The sequence below is a fragment of the Xanthomarina maritima genome, assembly GCF_008084905.1.
Taxonomy (GTDB): domain Bacteria; phylum Bacteroidota; class Bacteroidia; order Flavobacteriales; family Flavobacteriaceae; genus Xanthomarina; species Xanthomarina maritima.
Map to the genome: position 1 here is coordinate 15,990 of NZ_VSFC01000031.1, position 17,369 is coordinate 33,358.

Below are 17,369 nucleotides of genomic sequence, written 5' to 3' on the forward strand. Positions count from 1 at the left end.
AATTATTAATTTTACCAATGTATTTGTAATGATTTTAGATATGTTAAGTCTAAACATATAGATTTCCATTTTCATGGAAAATGAATATGAAAAAAATAGTATACTTACTTTTATTTTTACCCTTTTTGGCTCAAAGTCAGATTGATTCTCTTGTTATAGAAGATCAAGATTTTGAGTATATCATTATTGAAGGTGACTCTATTCCACATACTACTATTGATTTAGATGAAGTTTTGCTCTTACATAAACTTAAATTTGATAGTAAAGAAGATAGAAAACGTTACTTGATTTTAAGACGAAAAACGATTAAGGTTTATCCTTATGCAAAATTAGCAGCTGAACGTTTAGAGTCTTTAAATGAAAGAATAGATCATATAAAAAAGAAAAGTGATCAGAAAAAATATGCTAAAATGATACAAACATATATTGAAGATGAGTTTGCAGAAGAGCTAAAGCAGTTGACTAGAACTGAAGGACAAATTTTAGTCAAGCTTATTTACAGGCAAACAGGGGAAACGACCTTCGATTTAATTAAAAGATTGCGAAGTGGATGGAGAGCATTTTGGTTTAATAGTACTGCAAACTTGTTTAATATTTCTTTGAAAGAGGTTTATGATCCGGAAAACGTAAAAGAAGATTATTTAATTGAGGACATACTTCAAAGAAATTTTCAAAGTGGCTTGCTTGAAAGACAAGATTCTGTCATAAAATTTGATTTTTTAGAGTTAACTGAAAAATGGCTGAAGTAAAAAATAACCATATACAATCTGTATTTGAAGAGCGCTTAAATGCGTTAACTCATGGAGTAGGAGCTTTAATGGGAGTAGCAGCTTTAGTTTTACTTATAATTTTTAATACTGAGAAAACAAAATGGAGTTTGTTTAGTGTAATTGTTTATGGCTTATCTATTATAATCCTATTTAGCTCTTCAACCTTGTATCATGCAGTTCAAACTAAAAATCAGAAACATTATTTTAGAATTATTGATCACATTAGTATTTATCTTTTAATTGCTGGAACTTATACGCCTGTAGCTTTAATTGCATTAGACGAGAGCAAAGGTTGGCCAATTTTTTGGGTGGTGTGGACAATTGCACTATTAGGACTTATTCTGAAAATATTTTTTACTGGAAAGTTTGAAGTTTTTTCAGTCATACTCTATTTAATTATGGGTTGGCTAATAGTTATAGATTTTACTAACCTTGCAAACTATATAGGAACAAATGGTACTTTATTACTGTTTGCAGGTGGCTTGTTTTACACCTTGGGCATTGCCTTTTATGCCATTCACAAAATTCCTTATAATCACGTTATTTGGCATTTGTTTGTTTTAGTAGGAGCTATTTGTCACTTTTTTTTGGTGTTTTTTTATGTAATTTAAATATTGTATTTACAGTGTATTCTAAGACTTTAATTCTGCTTAGCTCTTGAGAGTTTAAAATATTCATTAGCTGTTTCATCAAGTAAATTTGTAATTTTAATTAAATTCTCTGGAGTTGGTTTTAGGTTAACATATTTGTCAACAATATTACTACGTTTATAAATTAGAAAAGTATTTTCAACATTTGGATTTATTTTGTTCAAATACACTTCTGAAGCTTTATCACTAAAAGAAGGCACAAATGTTAAAGCAACTTTAGTTAATTCAAGTTCATTTCCAAGTTTTTCTAACTCTTGTTTTCTATTGTTTAAATTATAGTTAGATTCATTGCCATAAATAAAATAGGCTTTCAAATATTTCTCTCTTTTTTTGCTTTCATTGTCTAAAAATATGAGCCAATATTTTATTTCATTCCAATTTGGATTGTTGCCAACAAAATATAAAACACCATGATACCACCCGTATTTACATATTGGGCAAGTTTTTGTTCCTTTATCAGCTCCAAATGCATGAAATGGTGTGAAAGAAATAATATCTTCACCAATATTCTTCCCTGAATTTACAGAGTTCGTATTTTGTATTGGGTAGTCAGGAATATTTAATCCTAAAATAATATTGCGTTCACCAATCCATAAACCATCTTTTTGAACAAATCTAATAACACCACTTCCACCTCGATTTTCCATTTTTTTCCTACGATTTGTAGTTAATAAAGGATCATTATCAAAAACAAAATCGTCTATGTAGTATGGATCTTTCATGTTTTTCTCATGAATAGTTATATGCATGTGGGCAGGTTCGTTTCTACTTGGATAAGTTCCAGGTTTAATGGTGTATATGGAATATTTTCCTTGCTCGTCTGCTTTTAACCAACCTCTTATATATCCGTGAGTATGTCCCAACTTGTTTTTGGGCATATTTCTTTCTTCATCTTCTTTTGTTTCATAAACACCAAGGCTATTCGTTTGGTAGTAGTAAAGAATAACATTTGGAGCAGGAGTTTTTCCATCTATTTGATAGACTGTTCCAGTTAACAAAATTTTTTGTCCTTTTCCTTTATACGCTGGGCTTGTGTCACTAGTTGTTAGGTCTTCAGGCATGTTGTAATAAAAAGGCATTGATTTGTCAAAGTCATTACTTAAAGAATTTGATTGCTTTTTAGGAGTTTGTCCGTTACAGTTTAACAAATTTAAACATGATAATAGGAGACATCCAATTTTAAAAATTCGTAACATTATTTTATGTTTTTATTAAATGTAGCTATTAAAGTGGTTGTTTGCACTTTATTTTACAGGTAGTTATCTGTGTGGAGTAAATAATTGGTTTACTGGAGTAGTTGTTGCCAATTGCCTCTATAATGCCTACTTAATCTAATAACTTGACCATTTTCAAGTGTTGCATCATAATCACCATTACTTCTTGATTTTAGCTCCTTTGTGTATTTGGCATTTATAATTGTAGAACGATGTACTCTTAAAAAGATAGTTGGGTCAAGTCTTGTTTCAAATTCTTTTAAACTTTTATTATCTAAAATTTTTTGATCTTTTGTGTAAATAATTGAATACGGTTTATCGGTCGAAATTAGTAGTATTGAAGATGTGGGAATTGTTATAATTTTTGAACCAATTTTTAGCTTTATTTTTTCTTGATAAAAATTGGTTAAGTGAGGTTTTTTATAAATTGAAATATAAATAGCAGGAAAAATTACATACCATAGTAAAGCTATATAAAATTGATTTGAAAAGGCAGCTTTAATAATATTTGAAAAGCTATGTGCAGGTGTGAATACCAAATTGCTAACCAAAATGAATATAGATGTAAAAAATAGTATATGAAGAACACTAATGATTAAACCAATTCCTAAATTTAAAGGTAATTTGCCCAATTTATTTTTAGGATTAATGATTTTTATTAGTTTGTTTATAATAAAAGTAAATGGAATGAAAAAAATCCAAAACGTATTGTAAAGCAATGATTCTGAGATATAAAATCCTGTTTGTTGTATGCTGCTAAATATATAATCCTGAAGCACAGCAAGTAGAAAAACAAAAACCACAATAATGATATATAAAGGTATTTTATCAAATTTTGATATTTTGAGTATTTCCCTTTTGTAAATTGATTGTTCCAATTTTTTGTTACTATTAAGTTTGCGTACAACATCTTTGTACTAACTTTAAATAATATTTCTATTATAGTAGATGTTTGTAGACAGGAACTAAGTTAGCCTAATTTATTTAAAATGTCAAGGTTGGTTTAACCCTTAATAATATCTTGATATTCTTCAAAGAATGATTCAAATTTGCTCATGTATTCATTAAAGAATTCCATAACAATTCGCCAAGATTTTTTATTATGAATGGAGACAGGAGTATCTAAAAGCACATAGATTCTAGAAATTTCTTTACCATTCTCTAAAAAATATTCTTCTTCAAATATGGCTTCTGGTAAAAACTCATCCAATAAAATAGATTTTAAAGCTAGTAATTTTCCCCAATGATTGATGCGTTCTTCTAGGTCGTCTTCAAGATCTAAAGCTACTAAAGCTATTTTGGTATCGAAATGAAATTTAAAACTTAAACCTTTTATTTTCGTATCGTATAACAGCCACTTTCTGGGAAAAGATTTTCCGAAACTAGTCCAAAATTCTTGTTTTAATAGTCTAGACTCTTCTTTACTGAACATGATAAAAAGATTTACGATTAGAGATTAACGATTTATGATATTAGATTTTTACCATTAGCCATTAGCCATTAGCCATTAGCTAAATAATATAAGCAATTGCCACACCAAATAAAATAGCTAATAATTTTGACATATTAAATTTATGTCCTTCACTGCTTTCAAACAATATAATGGTAGAAATATGGAAAAATATTCCAATTACAACGGCATTAATAACATATATATAATGTTCAGCTATGCTCGTGTTATTAGAAATAAAAGTTCCTAAAGGTGTCATGATAGCAAAGAAAATTAAAAAACCTGCAATTTGCATTTTGCTATAATTGGATTGCACCAAAAAACTAGTGATTAGTGTAGCAATCGGGATTTTATGTATTAACACACCATAAACCATATCATTATGCTGATGGATAGGGAATCCTTCTAAAAAGCTATGTATACATAAACTAATAAAAAGTAACCATGGAAAATTGGTGTTGTTTTTATGTATATGAATATGTCCATGTTCTGCACCTTTGGAAAAGAATTCCAAAATTATTTGTAGTAAAATCCCAAACATAATATATAAGCCTGTTTGTTTGGCTTCTAGATGATGATAGACTTCTGGTAATAAATCGAAAAGTGTTAAAGCCAATAAGAATGCACCACTAAATGAGAGTAGGAGTCTTGTAAAAAGACCTTTTTTTTGTTTCAAGACGAACACTATTAAAGCTCCTACAAGAACTGCAAAAATGGGTAATAAATATTTGTTCATAAGTGTTTAAAACTCAGTAAAATGAGAAATATTAATATCTTTTGTCGACCTATTTAAAAATCATAATCAATCTTTCCGACGTATTTTTATCAAACTTACGTAATTTATAATCACCAAACACATCTAATAAATGTACACCTGCTTTTTCAAATAGCACTTCAAAATCTTTTAAAGTGAAGGTTTTTACACGTTCATGAAAATTAAAATCACCTTCTTCATTTTTAAAAGAGATGTCTTTAAATAAATAACCATCTTTTACATAGCGTTTTAATTTAAAGTCTATCCCTTCAACTGTTTTTGTGTCTTCTGGAACTAAATTAGATATCACAAAATCGCTATTCATAAAATCAATGACACCAAAGCCAGTTTCATTTAAATCTGCTTGTATGGCTTTTATCGTTTTAAGATTATCTATTTCGTCATCAAAATACCCAAAGCTTGTAAACAGATTAAAAACGGCATCAAATTTTTTATTGTACGGCTTACACATATCATGCATCTCAAAATGCAAACTTTCATTTTCAAATTGTTTGGCATAAGCAATGCTATTTTCAGATAAATCGACTCCAGTTACATTATAACCTAAAGAATTTAGATATACCGAATGTCTTCCCTTTCCACAAGCTAAATCAAGGATTTTGCCATCTTCTGGAAGGTTTAAATAATTGGTAAGATTGTCCATGAACATTTGAGCTTCTTCATGGTCTCTATCTTTATATAAAATATGGTAATATGGTGTGTCAAACCAAGATGCATACCATTGTGTTGCGTTTTTATTCATATTTATTTCCTAAGAAAATAGGAATCTTTTAATTTTATAAAATATAAGTTGCCACAAAAATACTGTATTTTTGCAATCTATTTAATGTCTGCAATGGAGAATAATTTTAAAATGGTTGCCAAAACTTTATTTGGCTTTGAAGAATTACTTGCAAAAGAACTGACACAACTTGGCGCACAAGATGTAAAAATAGGTGTGAGAAATGTTAGTTTTACAGGAGACAAAGGCTTTATGTACAAAGCTAATTTAGGCTTACGTACAGCTATTAAAATTTTAAAACCTATTGAAACATTTAAGATAAAAGACGAAAAGGATTTATACGATAAAATCTATAACATGTCCTGGGAAGCTTATTTAAAACCAACAGGAACACTTGCTGTAGATGCAACTATTAATTCCAATGTGTTTACACATTCGCTATATGTCGCACAAAAAACAAAAGATGCAGTTGTAGATAAGTTTCGTGACACTTCAGGACAACGGCCCAATGTAGATTTAAAATTTCCAGATTTAAAGATTAACGTACATATAGACAGAGAGATATGTCATATTTCTTTAGATTCTTCTGGAGATTCTTTACATAAACGTGGATATAAAACTGCTACCAATATTGCTCCCATCAACGAAGTGCTTGCAGCAGGTTTGGTCATGCTTTCTGGTTGGGATGGTCAATGTGACTTTATGGATCCCATGTGTGGAAGTGGTACCATTTTGGCTGAAGCAGCTATGATTGCTTGTAATATTCCACCAAATTTAATGCGTAAGGAATTTGCATTCGAACGTTGGGCAGATTGGGATGTGGATTTGTTTGAAAAAATTGAAGAATCGCTTTTAAGTAAAACCAGAGATTTTCATTATAAAATTATGGGTTATGATAAATCTCCAAGTGCTGTAGCCAAAGCCAAAGACAATATTAAAAATGCGCATTTAGAAGAATTTATAAGTATTAAGCACGAAGATTTCTTTAAAACCCAAAAAGCTGGTGAAGATAAGCTGCACATGGTTTTTAATCCTCCTTATGGAGAACGATTGGATATTGAAATGGAGGAATTTTACAAACATATTGGCGATACACTTAAACAAGGCTATCCAGGAACAGACGCTTGGTTTATAACATCTAACTTAGATGCATTAAAGCACGTTGGGTTAAGACCTTCCAGAAAAATACATTTGGTAAATGCCAAGCTAGAAGCACGTTTTGTTAAATACGTGATGTACGAAGGAAGTAAAAAGGCGAAGTATAATAATTAATATTCAGTCTCAGTTACAGTTTCAGTTATAAATGCTTTTATGTTTAAGCAGTTAATTTAGCATCGAATTCAGGGCAATCTAATCGAATATCTGAGGTACGAAGTTCTTTTTCTAACAAATTACAGGTATGTGTATTGTCTTTGTTTTCATAAAATTTACATCCAAAACAAGTACGTTGAACCGTTAAAACACCTGATTGATTTAATTTATAAATAACCTGACTTAAAGTACTAAAAAGGTCTTCAAGTTTGTTTTCGTTTATAGTTTCCAAGTTTGATTTTATAGGATTGGCAAAATCTTCAATTAATTTAATCGTTTCTTTTCCAGTTTTTGATAAGAAGATAGAAAAACTTCTACTATCTGTTGATGAAAAATCTTTTTCTATTAACCCTTTTTTTATAAGTACTCGAACAGCATCGCTAACAGTAGGTTTTGTAATATTAAATTCGTTTGCTAAATGACTTACATTGCACAAATCTTGTTTATGATAAGCCACAAAAATCAACATTTGGATTTGAATTGGACTTAAGCCAAACTCTTTGGCTTTATCCCAAAGAAGGACTTTAAAAGCTTCAGATATACGTTCTAAAGCCACAATAATTTTGCTAGACGTATTTTGATTTTGAAATTCTGGATTAAAAATAGAATCAGTCATAAGTTATATATAAAATTGCCTATCAAGATAAACTTGACAGGCAAAGTTAGTTATCCTAATTAAATTAGTTGCAATGTTCCATTTCAATTATATGAAAACCTAGCTTTTCAATATTTTTTACTATGTCATCGGTTGCTTGTTCTACATGGCAAAAGTTACATTCTGATGATGTTAGTTTCCCAGTTTCAAAGGGTTTGCTTTTTAAATACAGTTTACCAAAATTAATAATGATTTCTTCATCTGTGATATTATTAGGTACCAGTATATCAAAATGCATGATATTGCCATCTTTTCTTTGGACATATGTGTCCCAAACGGATACCTTCATCTTAGCCTTTTACATCTGCTATTGAAGCTCCATAATTGATATGAAGTACGTTACCAGTAGGTGTAACCATAGCTGGAACCGATTTTACACCTGCTTTTTCAGCTTCTTCTATTCTGTTTCTAATTTCACCAATATTAACAACTTCTACATTGTTTTTTCCAACTAATTCTATGATATCGTGTTCTGCACTTATACAAACTGGACATCCTGCGTGATAAAAAATAGACTTACTCATGATCTTATATTTTAATTAATGCATTATTGCATAACAAATATAGTAAGGAATCCTAACAAAATATCATTTGATTATAATTTTAACATAATTAAATCATCCAAATGATTTAGAATAAGTGAAATAGATTTACTTTTCCTTTTTATAGAAAGGGATTAGGTAAGAAATAGAATAACCATAACCAAAGCCAAAGCCACCACTATCATAAGTTTTATAAAAACCAGGAATGTATAGATTTTCAAAATTATTTGGTTCGTCTTGAGTCATCATATATTTAAATTGGGCATTTAAACCAATGTATAAATTGTTTAACACTTCGGCTTTAATACCAATTATAAACTCTCCCCAAATGGCTGTTAAGCCACTAAATTCTTCACCAACATCTGAGCTATATTGTGGTGTCCAATATTGATTTTGGGAATAGACACTGTAACTATTTAAGGTCTGACTAAAACTACTAGCAGCAACACGAAATCCACCATAAAGCATGTTTTCCATGCCATACCAGTTTTCATATGCATTATAATCTACTCCAACTTTAAAGTATGTACCTTTTGTTGTTACATTTAAATAATCGTTATCTGTAATTTTATCTTCTGCCCCAAATTCTCCAGCTAAATACCATTTTTTAGTAAGTCTAAAGTCTGCATTAATTTCGAAGCCTTTATATTCATCATCAATAAGTGTTCTAACAATTTTACTTAAATCGCCACCTAAACGTAACCCATAATTTTCTTTATGTTTTATGGAATCTGTCTTTGAATTTATTATACTATCATTTTGTGCTTGGGTAGTAGCACATAAGAGAAGCAAAACGAAAAGAGGATTAGTGATATATTTTATAATGTATGTCAGATTCATTTTCTATGGTTTGGTTGTCGTTTTGTGCTCTAACTAATTGGATCCATTTATCTCCATCATCATCTACTGTTATAATCACATTTTCGAATATTGTTTTATAGCCACAAGCACGAGATACATAAATATCTTTTCTTACGTAACTAACGGTTATAGTATCTGGGTTTCCAAGAACATTATCGTTATCATCTAACCTATAGTTTTTATGTAATATGAATTGTGTTGAGCCTTCTGTTGTTTTTAAAGGTAAATATGCTTCGCTTAAATTTTTGCTGCCATCATATCCTGGTAAAACTCCTGGATCTGGATCTCCAATTCCATTAATTCTTAATTTAACAACGTTTTTTGGTGTATCTGTACTTGGGAAATTGATATCGTAAAATGCAATGTGCATTCTGGGAGTTGTTTCAGTACTTTCAGAGCAAATATCATCTTTTTCACAGTTAGTTACTGTAAGGGAGAGTAGAAGTAAGGCTATTATTTTTTTCAACTTTTTAATTATTTTAATAAAGACTCTTTGTTAGGCTAGGAGTGTTATTATTCTTTAAACTGAATTTATCGTTTTTCCAAAAGTACAACATTTTCTACATGATGCGTTTGTGGGAACATATCAACAGGTCTTACTTTTGTAATTTTATAAATCTCCTTCATTAAAGCTAAATCTCTAGCTTGAGTTGCGCTATTACAGCTAACATACACCACTTTATTAGGTGCAATATTTAATATTTGTTGTACCACATCTTTATGCATTCCATCTCTTGGTGGATCAGTAATAATCACGTCTGGATGTCCATGAGTTTTTATAAAATTCTTATTAAAAACATTTTTCATATCTCCAACATAGAATTCAACGTTTTCAATACCATTTAATTGTGCATTTTCTTTAGCGGCTAAAATGGCATCAGGAACAGCTTCTACACCAATTACTTTTTTAGCTTGTTTGGAAACAAATTGAGCTATAGTACCAGTTCCTGTATATAAATCGTAAACTAATTCGTTTCCAGTTAAACCTGCGTAGTCTCTAGTTATTTTATATAATTGATATGCTTGCTCTGAATTTGTTTGATAGAAAGATTTGGCATTTATTTTAAATTTTAGGCCTTCCATTTCTTCAAAAATATGGTCTTGTCCTTTGTAACAAATAACCTCTTGATCGTAAATGGTATCGTTAGCTTTTTCGTTTATAACATATTGTAAGGATGTTATCTCAGGAAATGTTTCAGCTAAATAATTTAATAATAATCCTCTCTTTTCTACATTATCTTTAAAAAACTGAAGCATGACCATGATGTCTCCAGTGGAAGAGGTGCGAATCATTAAAGTACGTAACAATCCAGTTTGATTTCTGGTATTAAAGAATTCAAAGTCATTTTTAACAGCAAATTCTTTTACAGCATTTCTAATGGCATTAGAAGGATTTGCTTGTAGATGACATTTTTTAAGGTCAAGAATTTTGTCCCACATTCCTGGAATATGAAACCCTAGAGCATTTCTATCTCCTAAATCTTTATCAGATTGAACTTCTTCTAATGTTAACCAACGACTATCACTAAACGAAAATTCCATTTTATTTCTATAGAAATATTCATTTTCAGAACCTAAAATTGGTGTAACTTCAGGTAGTTCTAGATGACCAAGTCTCGTTAAGTTATTAACCACTTCTTTTTGCTTAAAAAACAATTGGTGTTCATAACCCATATCTTGCCATTTGCAGCCTCCACAGGTGCCAAAATGCTCACAAACTGGAGTCGTACGTTTATCAGATAGTTTATGAAAAGCAATGGCTTTTCCTTCATAATAAGATTTTCTTTTTTTAAAGGTTTGCACATCTACTATATCTCCTGGAACAGCATTAGGTAAAAAAATTACTTTTCCATCTGCTGCTTTAGCAATGGTTTTTCCTTTAGCTCCAGCATCTATAACATCTACGTTTGTAAATACTTGTTTTTTATTTCGTCTTGACATGCTGCAAAAGTAATGAAAGGATTTACTATATGCGAGATAAGAATTGCGAATTTTTAAGTTTTATAATTAAAATGGTTTAATTTTAAAATGATGCTTATTTCCTTGTTCGTTTTGTTTTATAATTATTTTAATTAGACACTTATATTTATTAATTTGCGAGCCCTAAGGGATGATTTCTCTCTCACGCTGCTTTTTCAGATTATCTGAAAAAATAAAGGTACAGTAGGAATGGTTATTTTACTCGTAAATAGAGATTAATTATTAATATTTGTTTAAAATAAAATGTCAAACGGTGTCTTTAAATAGAGACATGAAACTTTAAATTATAATAAAAATGGCTGTTTTAGACCAATTAACATCGCAACAAGCGATAGATTTAGAAAACAAGTATGGCGCTCACAACTATCATCCACTTCCAGTAGTATTAAGTAGAGGAGAAGGAGTCTATGTTTGGGACGTTGAAGGAAAAAAATATTACGATTTTCTTTCGGCATATTCTGCTGTTAACCAAGGACATTGTCATCCAAAAATTGTTGGTGCTATGGTGCATCAAGCACAAACCTTGACATTAACTTCGAGAGCTTTTTATAACGACATGCTTGGAAAATACGAAAAATTTGCTTGCGAGTTTTTTGGATTTGATAAGTTATTACCTATGAATACTGGAGCTGAAGCTGTAGAAACTGCTCTAAAAATATGTAGAAAATGGGCTTATGAAGTTAAAGGAATTGAAAATAAAGAAGCCGAAATTATTGTTTGTAAAAATAATTTTCATGGTCGAACAACTACCATTATATCATTTTCAAACGATCCTGTAGCACGTAAACATTTTGGCCCTTTTACAGATGGATTTATAAAGATTGATTATGATAATTTAAATGAGTTAGAGTCTGCTTTAAAAAATAACCCTAATGTGGCTGGATTTTTGGTTGAGCCAATTCAAGGGGAAGCTGGAGTTTATGTGCCTAGTGAAGGATATTTAACAAAAGCAAAAGCTTTATGTGAAAAATATAATGTGTTATTTATAGCAGACGAAGTACAAACAGGTATTGCAAGAACAGGAAAGATATTAGCAGTAGACCATGAAAATGTCAAGCCAGATATTTTAATTCTAGGAAAAGCATTAAGTGGAGGAGCTTATCCTGTTAGTGCTGTATTGGCTAATGATGATATAATGAATGTTATTAAACCAGGAAATCATGGTTCTACTTTTGGAGGAAATCCGGTTGCAGCTGCTGTGGCAATTGCTGCTCTTGAGGTTGTAAGGGATGAAAATCTAGCAGAAAATGCCGATAACCTTGGGAAACTTTTTAGAAGCGAATTAAACAAATATATTGAAACAACGAATTTAGTAAGTTTAGTAAGAGGTAAAGGTTTATTGAATGCCATTGTTATCAACGATGATGAAGAAAGTGAAACAGCTTGGAATATATGCTTAGCTTTAAGAGATAACGGATTATTAGCTAAACCAACTCATGGAAACATTATACGTTTTGCGCCACCTTTGGTGATGAATGAAGAGCAATTATTAGATTGTGTATCTATTATTGTTAAAACTTTAAAGCAATTTGAGGCATAAGAGTAGTTTGAAACATTAATTAAAATTCAAATAATAATAAAAGCGACCAATTGGTCGCTTTTATTATAAATTAATACATGTTTATTGATTACCCCATTCTTCCATCATGATTTCAGATTGAAGCATTATTTCATCCCAACCAATAGTAGCAATTCTATAGATAGTCATCCCTAGATATAATATGTTAATAATTAAAATAGACATAGCAACTATTTTAGCTGTATTCATTGCATTTACACTATTTGGGTCATAATTTTCAGGGTTTTCTTCTACCTGTTTCAATTTATTGTAAGCAATAAAAAATGCAATTCCAGCTAAAATAAATCCAAGTCCTCCAAAACAACAGCATAATAAACCTAAAATTGCTAAAACATAAACAAGAGCTGGATTGAGATTTTGTTTTTCCATAAGTGATCGTTAATTGATAAATTTAAATGTATAACTTACAATAATAATGCTAATGCTTACTATAGCAAGTATTTTAATGATTTTATTTGAATGTTTAAATTTAAAGAAAAAATTGATTCCAATAAAAAGGAATAACGGAATTAAAGTATAAATAGCTGGATACATTTTAAATGCAGCTAAAAACTCACCTTTTATTAAAAATAAAAAAGCTCTTTGAAAACCACAGCCTAAACATTCAAATCCTAAGATTTGTTTGTTTAGGCATGGTAACATAAAATCTTCTATAGAAGACATCATAATCCTTTAGTTAGATTTATTAAAGGTATAAAATCTAGATTATTATTTATTTGAAACTACAACCTTTTTATTGATTATTGTTTACTTAACTCTATATTTGTTAAATTGATAAAACATACAGTTGTAAATGAATTTTAACAAGTATATAAATTATATTTTAATAGTAATAGGTTGTATTGTAGCTATTTATGCACAAGCAGGAGAGGGGCAAGATGTTGTGATTTTGATCTTAGGAATCGTTATTTTGATGTTTGGTTTGTTTAGAATATCTAGTACCATTCCTAGTAAACAAAATAAAGAGGATGAAGATTTTAAACAGGATATAGAATGATTTTCAAAGTTGGAAATAAGGTATCAGTCTTAGATGAAGATTTGTCTGGATTTATTAAAAAAATTAATGGCTCTGATATTACCATTGAAACTACCGAAGGTTTTGACATGGAATTCCAAGCTAACGAATTGGTTGTTATTAAAAATGAATCTCAGCTAAAAAAAAATTCATTCTTAGATGTGCCACTAGAAGACGTCTTAAAAGAAAAAGAATCAATTAAAAGAAAGACTCCTGTAAAGAAAAAAGTTAAAGAACGCTTCGAACCAACCATGGAAGTAGATTTGCATATTCATCAATTAACTGACAAATCTGGTAGAATGAGTAATCACGATATGCTTACTCTACAATTAGATACTGCCAGAAAACAACTTGAATTTGCTATTAGAAAACGCATTCAAAAAGTGGTTTTTATTCATGGTGTAGGAGAAGGTGTTTTAAAAATTGAGCTCGAATATCTATTTGGCAGATATAATAACGTGAAATTCTATGATGCTAATTATCAAAAATATGGTTCTGGTGCAACAGAAGTTTATATTTTTCAGAATACAGAAAAAGATTAAAAATCTGGTGTTACAGTTCTTGTGCTAGATGTTCTTGTATCTTGAAGCATTCCAAAATCAAATACATCTTGATTAAGAGTAGGAAACGTAATACTATCTACAATAAGCGACACTTCATACGTTTGTTTAATATTATGTGGTCTATATTCTGTAGCAAGAACAATTGTGGCTATTTGTGGATTTAAATAATCTGCAATTGTTGGATTGGTATAATCGTTTGAAGGATTCAAATCTTGAGTAATGTTTTCTTCATTTATTGTTAAGACTAAATCTCCATCATCGTCATTATCCAGATAGTTTGGCACACCATCTCCATCAGTATCTTGTGGATCTGTTAACGGATCATCATCATCATCGTCCATATCATAATCAATAAGTTCTGTACTTGTAAGCACGTTGTCTCCATCGTCATCTTCATCTAAAAAATTTGGCAATCCATCTCCATCTGTATCATCATCATATAAATTACCATTATTATTTAAATCTTCCATTTCAGCAGGAATACCGTCATTATCATCTTCAGTATATATTGTTGTAATTGTGTAATTACCAGAAATGCTAGATTGATCTTCAGTTATTTGTAAATTAGAAGGTGGCACATCGTTACAAAATAAATTATCTGAATAAGAAGCATAACTTCTATAATTTAATAAGTTATTAACGCCATCTATAGTTCCTTCAGTTATAGGATTAGCCAATACTACTAATATAGAATCTGTATCAATATAGATTAACTCTAAAATTTCATCAAGAGTTGTTGCTGGCGAACTAATTTGTAACGAAATAGATTCTGCAGGTAACTCCTTAACATTGTAAAAAACCAATTCTCCACAGGTTTCAAACGTGTTATCAAATTCTAATTCTACTAAAATAATATCTCCATCATCGCATGAAGTCACAAAAAGTAAGATTGTTAAGAGTGTTATTAATTTTCGCATAGTATTATTAGAATTTTGAACAAAAATAAAAGATTTAGTAAATATACAACGAGGCTTCTTGTAAATAATTATAATTGCTTTATTTTTGTCCCCTTAATCGTGATTTTTATATCATGCTAAAATACGTTTATGGAACCTGTTTATTTTGATAGTGCTGCAACTACACAAGTAAGAGATGAAGTTATTCAAGTCATGCAAGACGCTTTATTAAATTCTTATGGTAATCCTTCATCCACTCATGCTTTTGGAAGAGCATCAAAATCTATTATAGAAAACACCAGAAAAACTATTGCAAAAGAATTACATGCTTCACCGCAAGAAATTATTTTTACTTCTGGAGGTACTGAAGCTGATAACATGATTTTGCGTTGTGCTGTTAGAGATGCCAATGTTACAACTATTATTACATCGACAATTGAGCATCATGCAGTTTTACATACTGTTGAAGAACTTAGAAACGAATATGATGTTGCTATAGAATTTGTAAAGCTTCAAGCATGTGGTACACCAGATTATAATGATTTGGAGCGTTTATTAAAAGCGAATGATGAGAGAAAACTTGTTAGTTTAATGCATGTTAATAATGAAGTAGGAAACTTATTAGATATCGATAAAGTAGCAAAACTTTGTCAGGAAAACAACGCTTTGTTTCATAGTGATACCGTTCAGTCAATTGGACATTATAAATGGGATGTACAAAAAACCCCTATTGATTTTATGACTGCTGCAGCTCATAAATTTCATGGACCAAAAGGTATTGGATTTGCATTTATAAGAAAAAGTAACAGTTTAAAACCACTAATTTTTGGAGGTTCTCAAGAACGAGGTTTTAGAGCTGGAACAGAACCTGTTCATAACATAAAGGGCTTAGAAAAGGCATTTGTATTAGCTTATGAAAATTTAGATGAAGAGAGAGAATATGTAGAGGGATTGAAAAATTATTTTAAATCTGAAATTAAAAAAGCAATTCCAGAAGTTAAGTTTAATGGAAATTGTTCGGACAATTCAAAAAGCACTTATACCTTATTAAATATCTGTTTACCTATGTCTGTTGAAAAAGCATTAACCCTTCAATTTCAATTAGATTTAAAAGGAATTGCTTGTTCTAAAGGAAGTGCTTGTCAAAGTGGAAGTGGCAAAGGGTCTCATGTGTTAGAGCAAATTTTAAATGAAGAAGATAGACAAAAACCTTCCATTAGATTTTCGTTTTGTAAATACAACACCAAAGAAGAGATAGACTATGTAATTGGTGTGTTGAAAGAATTTGTAGAGAAATAGATTTTAGATAAAAGAGAATAGAATATAGAGATAAGATAAAAAACCTTCAGATGAAATTCTGAAGGTTTTTTTATAATCAAATTAACACTTAAGCTGCTTGAACTTTTTTTATTATTCTATTCTTAATTTTTGTTTCCCATTTTTCTAACAATTCAATTTCATTACTCATTTCTATGTTTATATCTACATTGTAAAACTCTAGTACCTTTTTAGAATTACTTGCTGTTTTATAGCCAATAACCAAGTCTATTCTGTCTGTTTCAATTTTATTAGTTGTTTTATTCTTGAAAGTTCTATGTGTTTTTACAATTTCGCAAGAGTTTACTTGACTTAAATCAATTATTGTAATGTTCTGTTTGGCCTCAATTATTTTAGAATATATTATTTTGTTTGCCATTTCATCTATGGCAATTGCATAATATGTTCCCCAAAAATCAGGATCGCTTATTTTTAATTTGCTTTTTAAGGCTTCATTAATAAAACTTTCTTTAGATTTTTTCTTTTTACTTTTTTGAGATAATTGTAATAAGATGAGAGGTAATATGATGATTAGAGCTATTACAACTCCAATGATTGTGCTTTGTGATTCCATTTTAATATTATTTAGTATATATACATTTTGTTGGCATTAAGCCAATAGTAAATTAAATAGAATAACTGATTTTCAATATGATAGCAGTTATTTAATAATAAAGAAGAAATTTTAAGAAAATGTATGGAAAGGGTAGAGAAGTTTTTCTATATCTAATCCAGGATGGATGTTTTTACTTCTATAGAAATATTGACTGTCTTTAGATATGGTGTAAGTTTCAATATGTTTAAATATCTGAAACTGCTTATTATAATCTGATGTTTGTAAATTAATGAAAGACTCAATTACAACATTTTCAAAAGATTCTAAATCTGAAATTAAATAAGATGTTGGAGATTTAGAATTTGAATGATATACTGATACATCATGACTCTGATTTTCATTAAAAAGAGAATTGATTATAAAATTCTGAATTGATACACTTAAGCTTATACAATATATAAGTATAAGACTGAAGGAAACCAGATTTTTAAACCAATTTTTCATAGAACAAATG

23 protein-coding genes are annotated in these 17,369 nt (G+C 29.7%); 7 read left to right on the forward strand and 16 right to left on the reverse strand.

The features are described from left to right. The first annotated feature begins 86 nt into the window (after positions 1-86). Together FVF61_RS06155 and trhA are read left to right on the forward strand one after the other, a co-directional pair. Positions 87-749: a DUF4294 domain-containing protein gene (locus tag FVF61_RS06155; protein WP_148454440.1), complete on the forward strand. Its 663-nt coding sequence runs from the start codon at positions 87-89 to the stop codon at positions 747-749. After that, entirely contained in the window at positions 737-1,381 is a 645-nt protein-coding gene (gene trhA / locus FVF61_RS06160) for a PAQR family membrane homeostasis protein TrhA (protein WP_148454442.1), read from the forward strand. Before FVF61_RS06155 ends, trhA begins: the two co-directional genes overlap by 13 nt. Positions 1,382-1,410: 29 nt before the next feature. Here the strand turns inward: trhA and FVF61_RS06165 are convergent, their stop codons facing one another. From FVF61_RS06165 to FVF61_RS06185, 5 genes are all read right to left on the reverse strand, one after another. Further along, complete coding sequence (locus FVF61_RS06165) at positions 1,411-2,616, reverse strand: dioxygenase family protein (RefSeq protein ID WP_148454444.1); 1,206 nt, start codon at positions 2,614-2,616, stop codon at positions 1,411-1,413. 89 nt (positions 2,617-2,705) lie between these two features. After that, a complete protein-coding gene (locus tag FVF61_RS06170) occupies positions 2,706-3,512 on the reverse strand; it encodes a LytR/AlgR family response regulator transcription factor (protein WP_148454446.1) in 807 nt (268 codons plus the stop codon). Between the two features lie 125 nt (positions 3,513-3,637). Further along, complete coding sequence (locus tag FVF61_RS06175; RefSeq protein WP_148454448.1) at positions 3,638-4,066, reverse strand: DUF4268 domain-containing protein; 429 nt, start codon at positions 4,064-4,066, stop codon at positions 3,638-3,640. Between the two features lie 79 nt (positions 4,067-4,145). Then, positions 4,146-4,820 (reverse strand): ZIP family metal transporter, encoded by a 675-nt coding sequence (locus FVF61_RS06180; RefSeq protein ID WP_148454450.1) that lies wholly within the window; start codon positions 4,818-4,820, stop codon positions 4,146-4,148. A gap of 49 nt (positions 4,821-4,869) precedes the next feature. Then, positions 4,870-5,601 (reverse strand): class I SAM-dependent methyltransferase, encoded by a 732-nt coding sequence (locus tag FVF61_RS06185; RefSeq protein WP_148454452.1) that lies wholly within the window; start codon positions 5,599-5,601, stop codon positions 4,870-4,872. Between the two features lie 93 nt (positions 5,602-5,694). On the opposite strand from FVF61_RS06185, the gene FVF61_RS06190 reads away from it, so the two are divergent. Beyond that, a complete protein-coding gene (locus tag FVF61_RS06190; protein WP_148454454.1) occupies positions 5,695-6,852 on the forward strand; it encodes a THUMP domain-containing class I SAM-dependent RNA methyltransferase in 1,158 nt (385 codons plus the stop codon). A 43-nt stretch (positions 6,853-6,895) separates the two neighbouring features. On the opposite strand, the gene FVF61_RS06195 is transcribed toward FVF61_RS06190, so the two are convergent. From FVF61_RS06195 to rlmD, 6 genes are all read right to left on the reverse strand, one after another. Then, positions 6,896-7,507 (reverse strand): MarR family winged helix-turn-helix transcriptional regulator, encoded by a 612-nt coding sequence (locus tag FVF61_RS06195; protein WP_148454455.1) that lies wholly within the window; start codon positions 7,505-7,507, stop codon positions 6,896-6,898. A 64-nt stretch (positions 7,508-7,571) separates the two neighbouring features. Beyond that, on the reverse strand, positions 7,572-7,835 hold the full coding sequence (locus FVF61_RS06200) for a DUF2024 family protein (RefSeq protein WP_148454457.1): 264 nt from the start codon (positions 7,833-7,835) through the stop codon (positions 7,572-7,574). Between the two features lies 1 nt (position 7,836). Beyond that, a complete protein-coding gene (locus FVF61_RS06205; RefSeq protein ID WP_148454459.1) occupies positions 7,837-8,070 on the reverse strand; it encodes a thioredoxin family protein in 234 nt (77 codons plus the stop codon). A gap of 126 nt (positions 8,071-8,196) precedes the next feature. Next, positions 8,197-8,928, reverse strand: coding sequence for a DUF6048 family protein (locus FVF61_RS06210; RefSeq protein WP_148454461.1), 732 nt, complete (start codon positions 8,926-8,928; stop codon positions 8,197-8,199). Beyond that, the gene (locus tag FVF61_RS06215; RefSeq protein ID WP_148454463.1) at positions 8,894-9,415 is read right to left on the reverse strand and encodes a DUF6452 family protein; all 522 of its coding nucleotides are present in this window, start codon (positions 9,413-9,415) and stop codon (positions 8,894-8,896) included. Before FVF61_RS06215 ends, FVF61_RS06210 begins: the two co-directional genes overlap by 35 nt. A 65-nt stretch (positions 9,416-9,480) precedes the next feature. Next, entirely contained in the window at positions 9,481-10,890 is a 1,410-nt protein-coding gene (gene rlmD / locus FVF61_RS06220; protein WP_148454465.1) for a 23S rRNA (uracil(1939)-C(5))-methyltransferase RlmD, read from the reverse strand. Positions 10,891-11,224: 334 nt separating this feature from the next. Between rlmD and rocD the strand changes: the two genes are divergently transcribed. Then, on the forward strand, positions 11,225-12,469 hold the full coding sequence (gene rocD, locus FVF61_RS06225) for an ornithine--oxo-acid transaminase (RefSeq protein WP_148454467.1): 1,245 nt from the start codon (positions 11,225-11,227) through the stop codon (positions 12,467-12,469). A gap of 81 nt (positions 12,470-12,550) precedes the next feature. On the opposite strand, the gene FVF61_RS06230 is transcribed toward rocD, so the two are convergent. Further along, entirely contained in the window at positions 12,551-12,877 is a 327-nt protein-coding gene (locus FVF61_RS06230; RefSeq protein ID WP_148454469.1) for a CCC motif membrane protein, read from the reverse strand. 9 nt (positions 12,878-12,886) lie between these two features. Then, entirely contained in the window at positions 12,887-13,174 is a 288-nt protein-coding gene (locus FVF61_RS06235; protein ID WP_199757281.1) for a DUF2752 domain-containing protein, read from the reverse strand. 127 nt (positions 13,175-13,301) lie between these two features. Here FVF61_RS06235 and FVF61_RS06240 point away from each other — a divergent pair, with 127 nt between their 5' ends. Beyond that, positions 13,302-13,505 (forward strand): hypothetical protein, encoded by a 204-nt coding sequence (locus tag FVF61_RS06240; protein ID WP_148454471.1) that lies wholly within the window; start codon positions 13,302-13,304, stop codon positions 13,503-13,505. Next, positions 13,502-14,065, forward strand: a complete 564-nt coding sequence (locus FVF61_RS06245; RefSeq protein ID WP_148454473.1) for a Smr/MutS family protein — start codon at positions 13,502-13,504, stop codon at positions 14,063-14,065. Before FVF61_RS06240 ends, FVF61_RS06245 begins: the two co-directional genes overlap by 4 nt. Here the strand turns inward: FVF61_RS06245 and FVF61_RS06250 are convergent. Then, positions 14,062-15,003 carry a hypothetical protein gene (locus FVF61_RS06250; protein ID WP_148454474.1) on the reverse strand — a complete coding sequence of 314 codons (942 nt, stop codon included), beginning with the start codon at positions 15,001-15,003 and terminating at the stop codon, positions 14,062-14,064. The two genes, FVF61_RS06245 and FVF61_RS06250, sit on opposite strands and share 4 nt — an antisense overlap. A gap of 129 nt (positions 15,004-15,132) precedes the next feature. Here FVF61_RS06250 and FVF61_RS06255 point away from each other — a divergent pair, with 129 nt between their 5' ends. Then, positions 15,133-16,281, forward strand: a complete 1,149-nt coding sequence (locus tag FVF61_RS06255; RefSeq protein ID WP_148454476.1) for a cysteine desulfurase family protein — start codon at positions 15,133-15,135, stop codon at positions 16,279-16,281. 88 nt (positions 16,282-16,369) lie between these two features. Here the strand turns inward: FVF61_RS06255 and FVF61_RS06260 are convergent, their stop codons facing one another. Together FVF61_RS06260 and FVF61_RS06265 are read right to left on the reverse strand one after the other, a co-directional pair. Continuing rightward, the gene (locus FVF61_RS06260; protein WP_148454478.1) at positions 16,370-16,873 is read right to left on the reverse strand and encodes a hypothetical protein; all 504 of its coding nucleotides are present in this window, start codon (positions 16,871-16,873) and stop codon (positions 16,370-16,372) included. Between the two features lie 111 nt (positions 16,874-16,984). Then, on the reverse strand, positions 16,985-17,359 hold the full coding sequence (locus FVF61_RS06265; RefSeq protein ID WP_148454480.1) for a hypothetical protein: 375 nt from the start codon (positions 17,357-17,359) through the stop codon (positions 16,985-16,987). Positions 17,360-17,369: the final 10 nt, after the last annotated feature.

Coding starts and splice junctions, on each gene's coding strand:
- FVF61_RS06205 (WP_148454459.1), bottom strand. CDS start 8,070: ATGAGTAAGTCTATTTTTTATCACGCAGGATGTCCAGTTTGTATAAGT.
- FVF61_RS06155 (WP_148454440.1), top strand. CDS start 87: ATGAAAAAAATAGTATACTTACTTTTATTTTTACCCTTTTTGGCTCAA.
- FVF61_RS06190 (WP_148454454.1), top strand. CDS start 5,695: ATGGAGAATAATTTTAAAATGGTTGCCAAAACTTTATTTGGCTTTGAA.
- FVF61_RS06185 (WP_148454452.1), bottom strand. CDS start 5,601: ATGAATAAAAACGCAACACAATGGTATGCATCTTGGTTTGACACACCA.
- FVF61_RS06235 (WP_199757281.1), bottom strand. CDS start 13,174: ATGATGTCTTCTATAGAAGATTTTATGTTACCATGCCTAAACAAACAA.
- FVF61_RS06210 (WP_148454461.1), bottom strand. CDS start 8,928: ATGAATCTGACATACATTATAAAATATATCACTAATCCTCTTTTCGTT.
- FVF61_RS06165 (WP_148454444.1), bottom strand. CDS start 2,616: ATGTTACGAATTTTTAAAATTGGATGTCTCCTATTATCATGTTTAAAT.
- FVF61_RS06180 (WP_148454450.1), bottom strand. CDS start 4,820: ATGAACAAATATTTATTACCCATTTTTGCAGTTCTTGTAGGAGCTTTA.
- FVF61_RS06240 (WP_148454471.1), top strand. CDS start 13,302: ATGAATTTTAACAAGTATATAAATTATATTTTAATAGTAATAGGTTGT.
- rocD (WP_148454467.1), top strand. CDS start 11,225: ATGGCTGTTTTAGACCAATTAACATCGCAACAAGCGATAGATTTAGAA.
- FVF61_RS06250 (WP_148454474.1), bottom strand. CDS start 15,003: ATGCGAAAATTAATAACACTCTTAACAATCTTACTTTTTGTGACTTCA.
- FVF61_RS06255 (WP_148454476.1), top strand. CDS start 15,133: ATGGAACCTGTTTATTTTGATAGTGCTGCAACTACACAAGTAAGAGAT.
- FVF61_RS06265 (WP_148454480.1), bottom strand. CDS start 17,359: ATGAAAAATTGGTTTAAAAATCTGGTTTCCTTCAGTCTTATACTTATA.
- FVF61_RS06195 (WP_148454455.1), bottom strand. CDS start 7,507: ATGACTGATTCTATTTTTAATCCAGAATTTCAAAATCAAAATACGTCT.
- rlmD (WP_148454465.1), bottom strand. CDS start 10,890: ATGTCAAGACGAAATAAAAAACAAGTATTTACAAACGTAGATGTTATA.
- FVF61_RS06200 (WP_148454457.1), bottom strand. CDS start 7,835: ATGAAGGTATCCGTTTGGGACACATATGTCCAAAGAAAAGATGGCAAT.
- FVF61_RS06260 (WP_148454478.1), bottom strand. CDS start 16,873: ATGGAATCACAAAGCACAATCATTGGAGTTGTAATAGCTCTAATCATC.
- FVF61_RS06245 (WP_148454473.1), top strand. CDS start 13,502: ATGATTTTCAAAGTTGGAAATAAGGTATCAGTCTTAGATGAAGATTTG.
- trhA (WP_148454442.1), top strand. CDS start 737: ATGGCTGAAGTAAAAAATAACCATATACAATCTGTATTTGAAGAGCGC.
- FVF61_RS06230 (WP_148454469.1), bottom strand. CDS start 12,877: ATGGAAAAACAAAATCTCAATCCAGCTCTTGTTTATGTTTTAGCAATT.
- FVF61_RS06175 (WP_148454448.1), bottom strand. CDS start 4,066: ATGTTCAGTAAAGAAGAGTCTAGACTATTAAAACAAGAATTTTGGACT.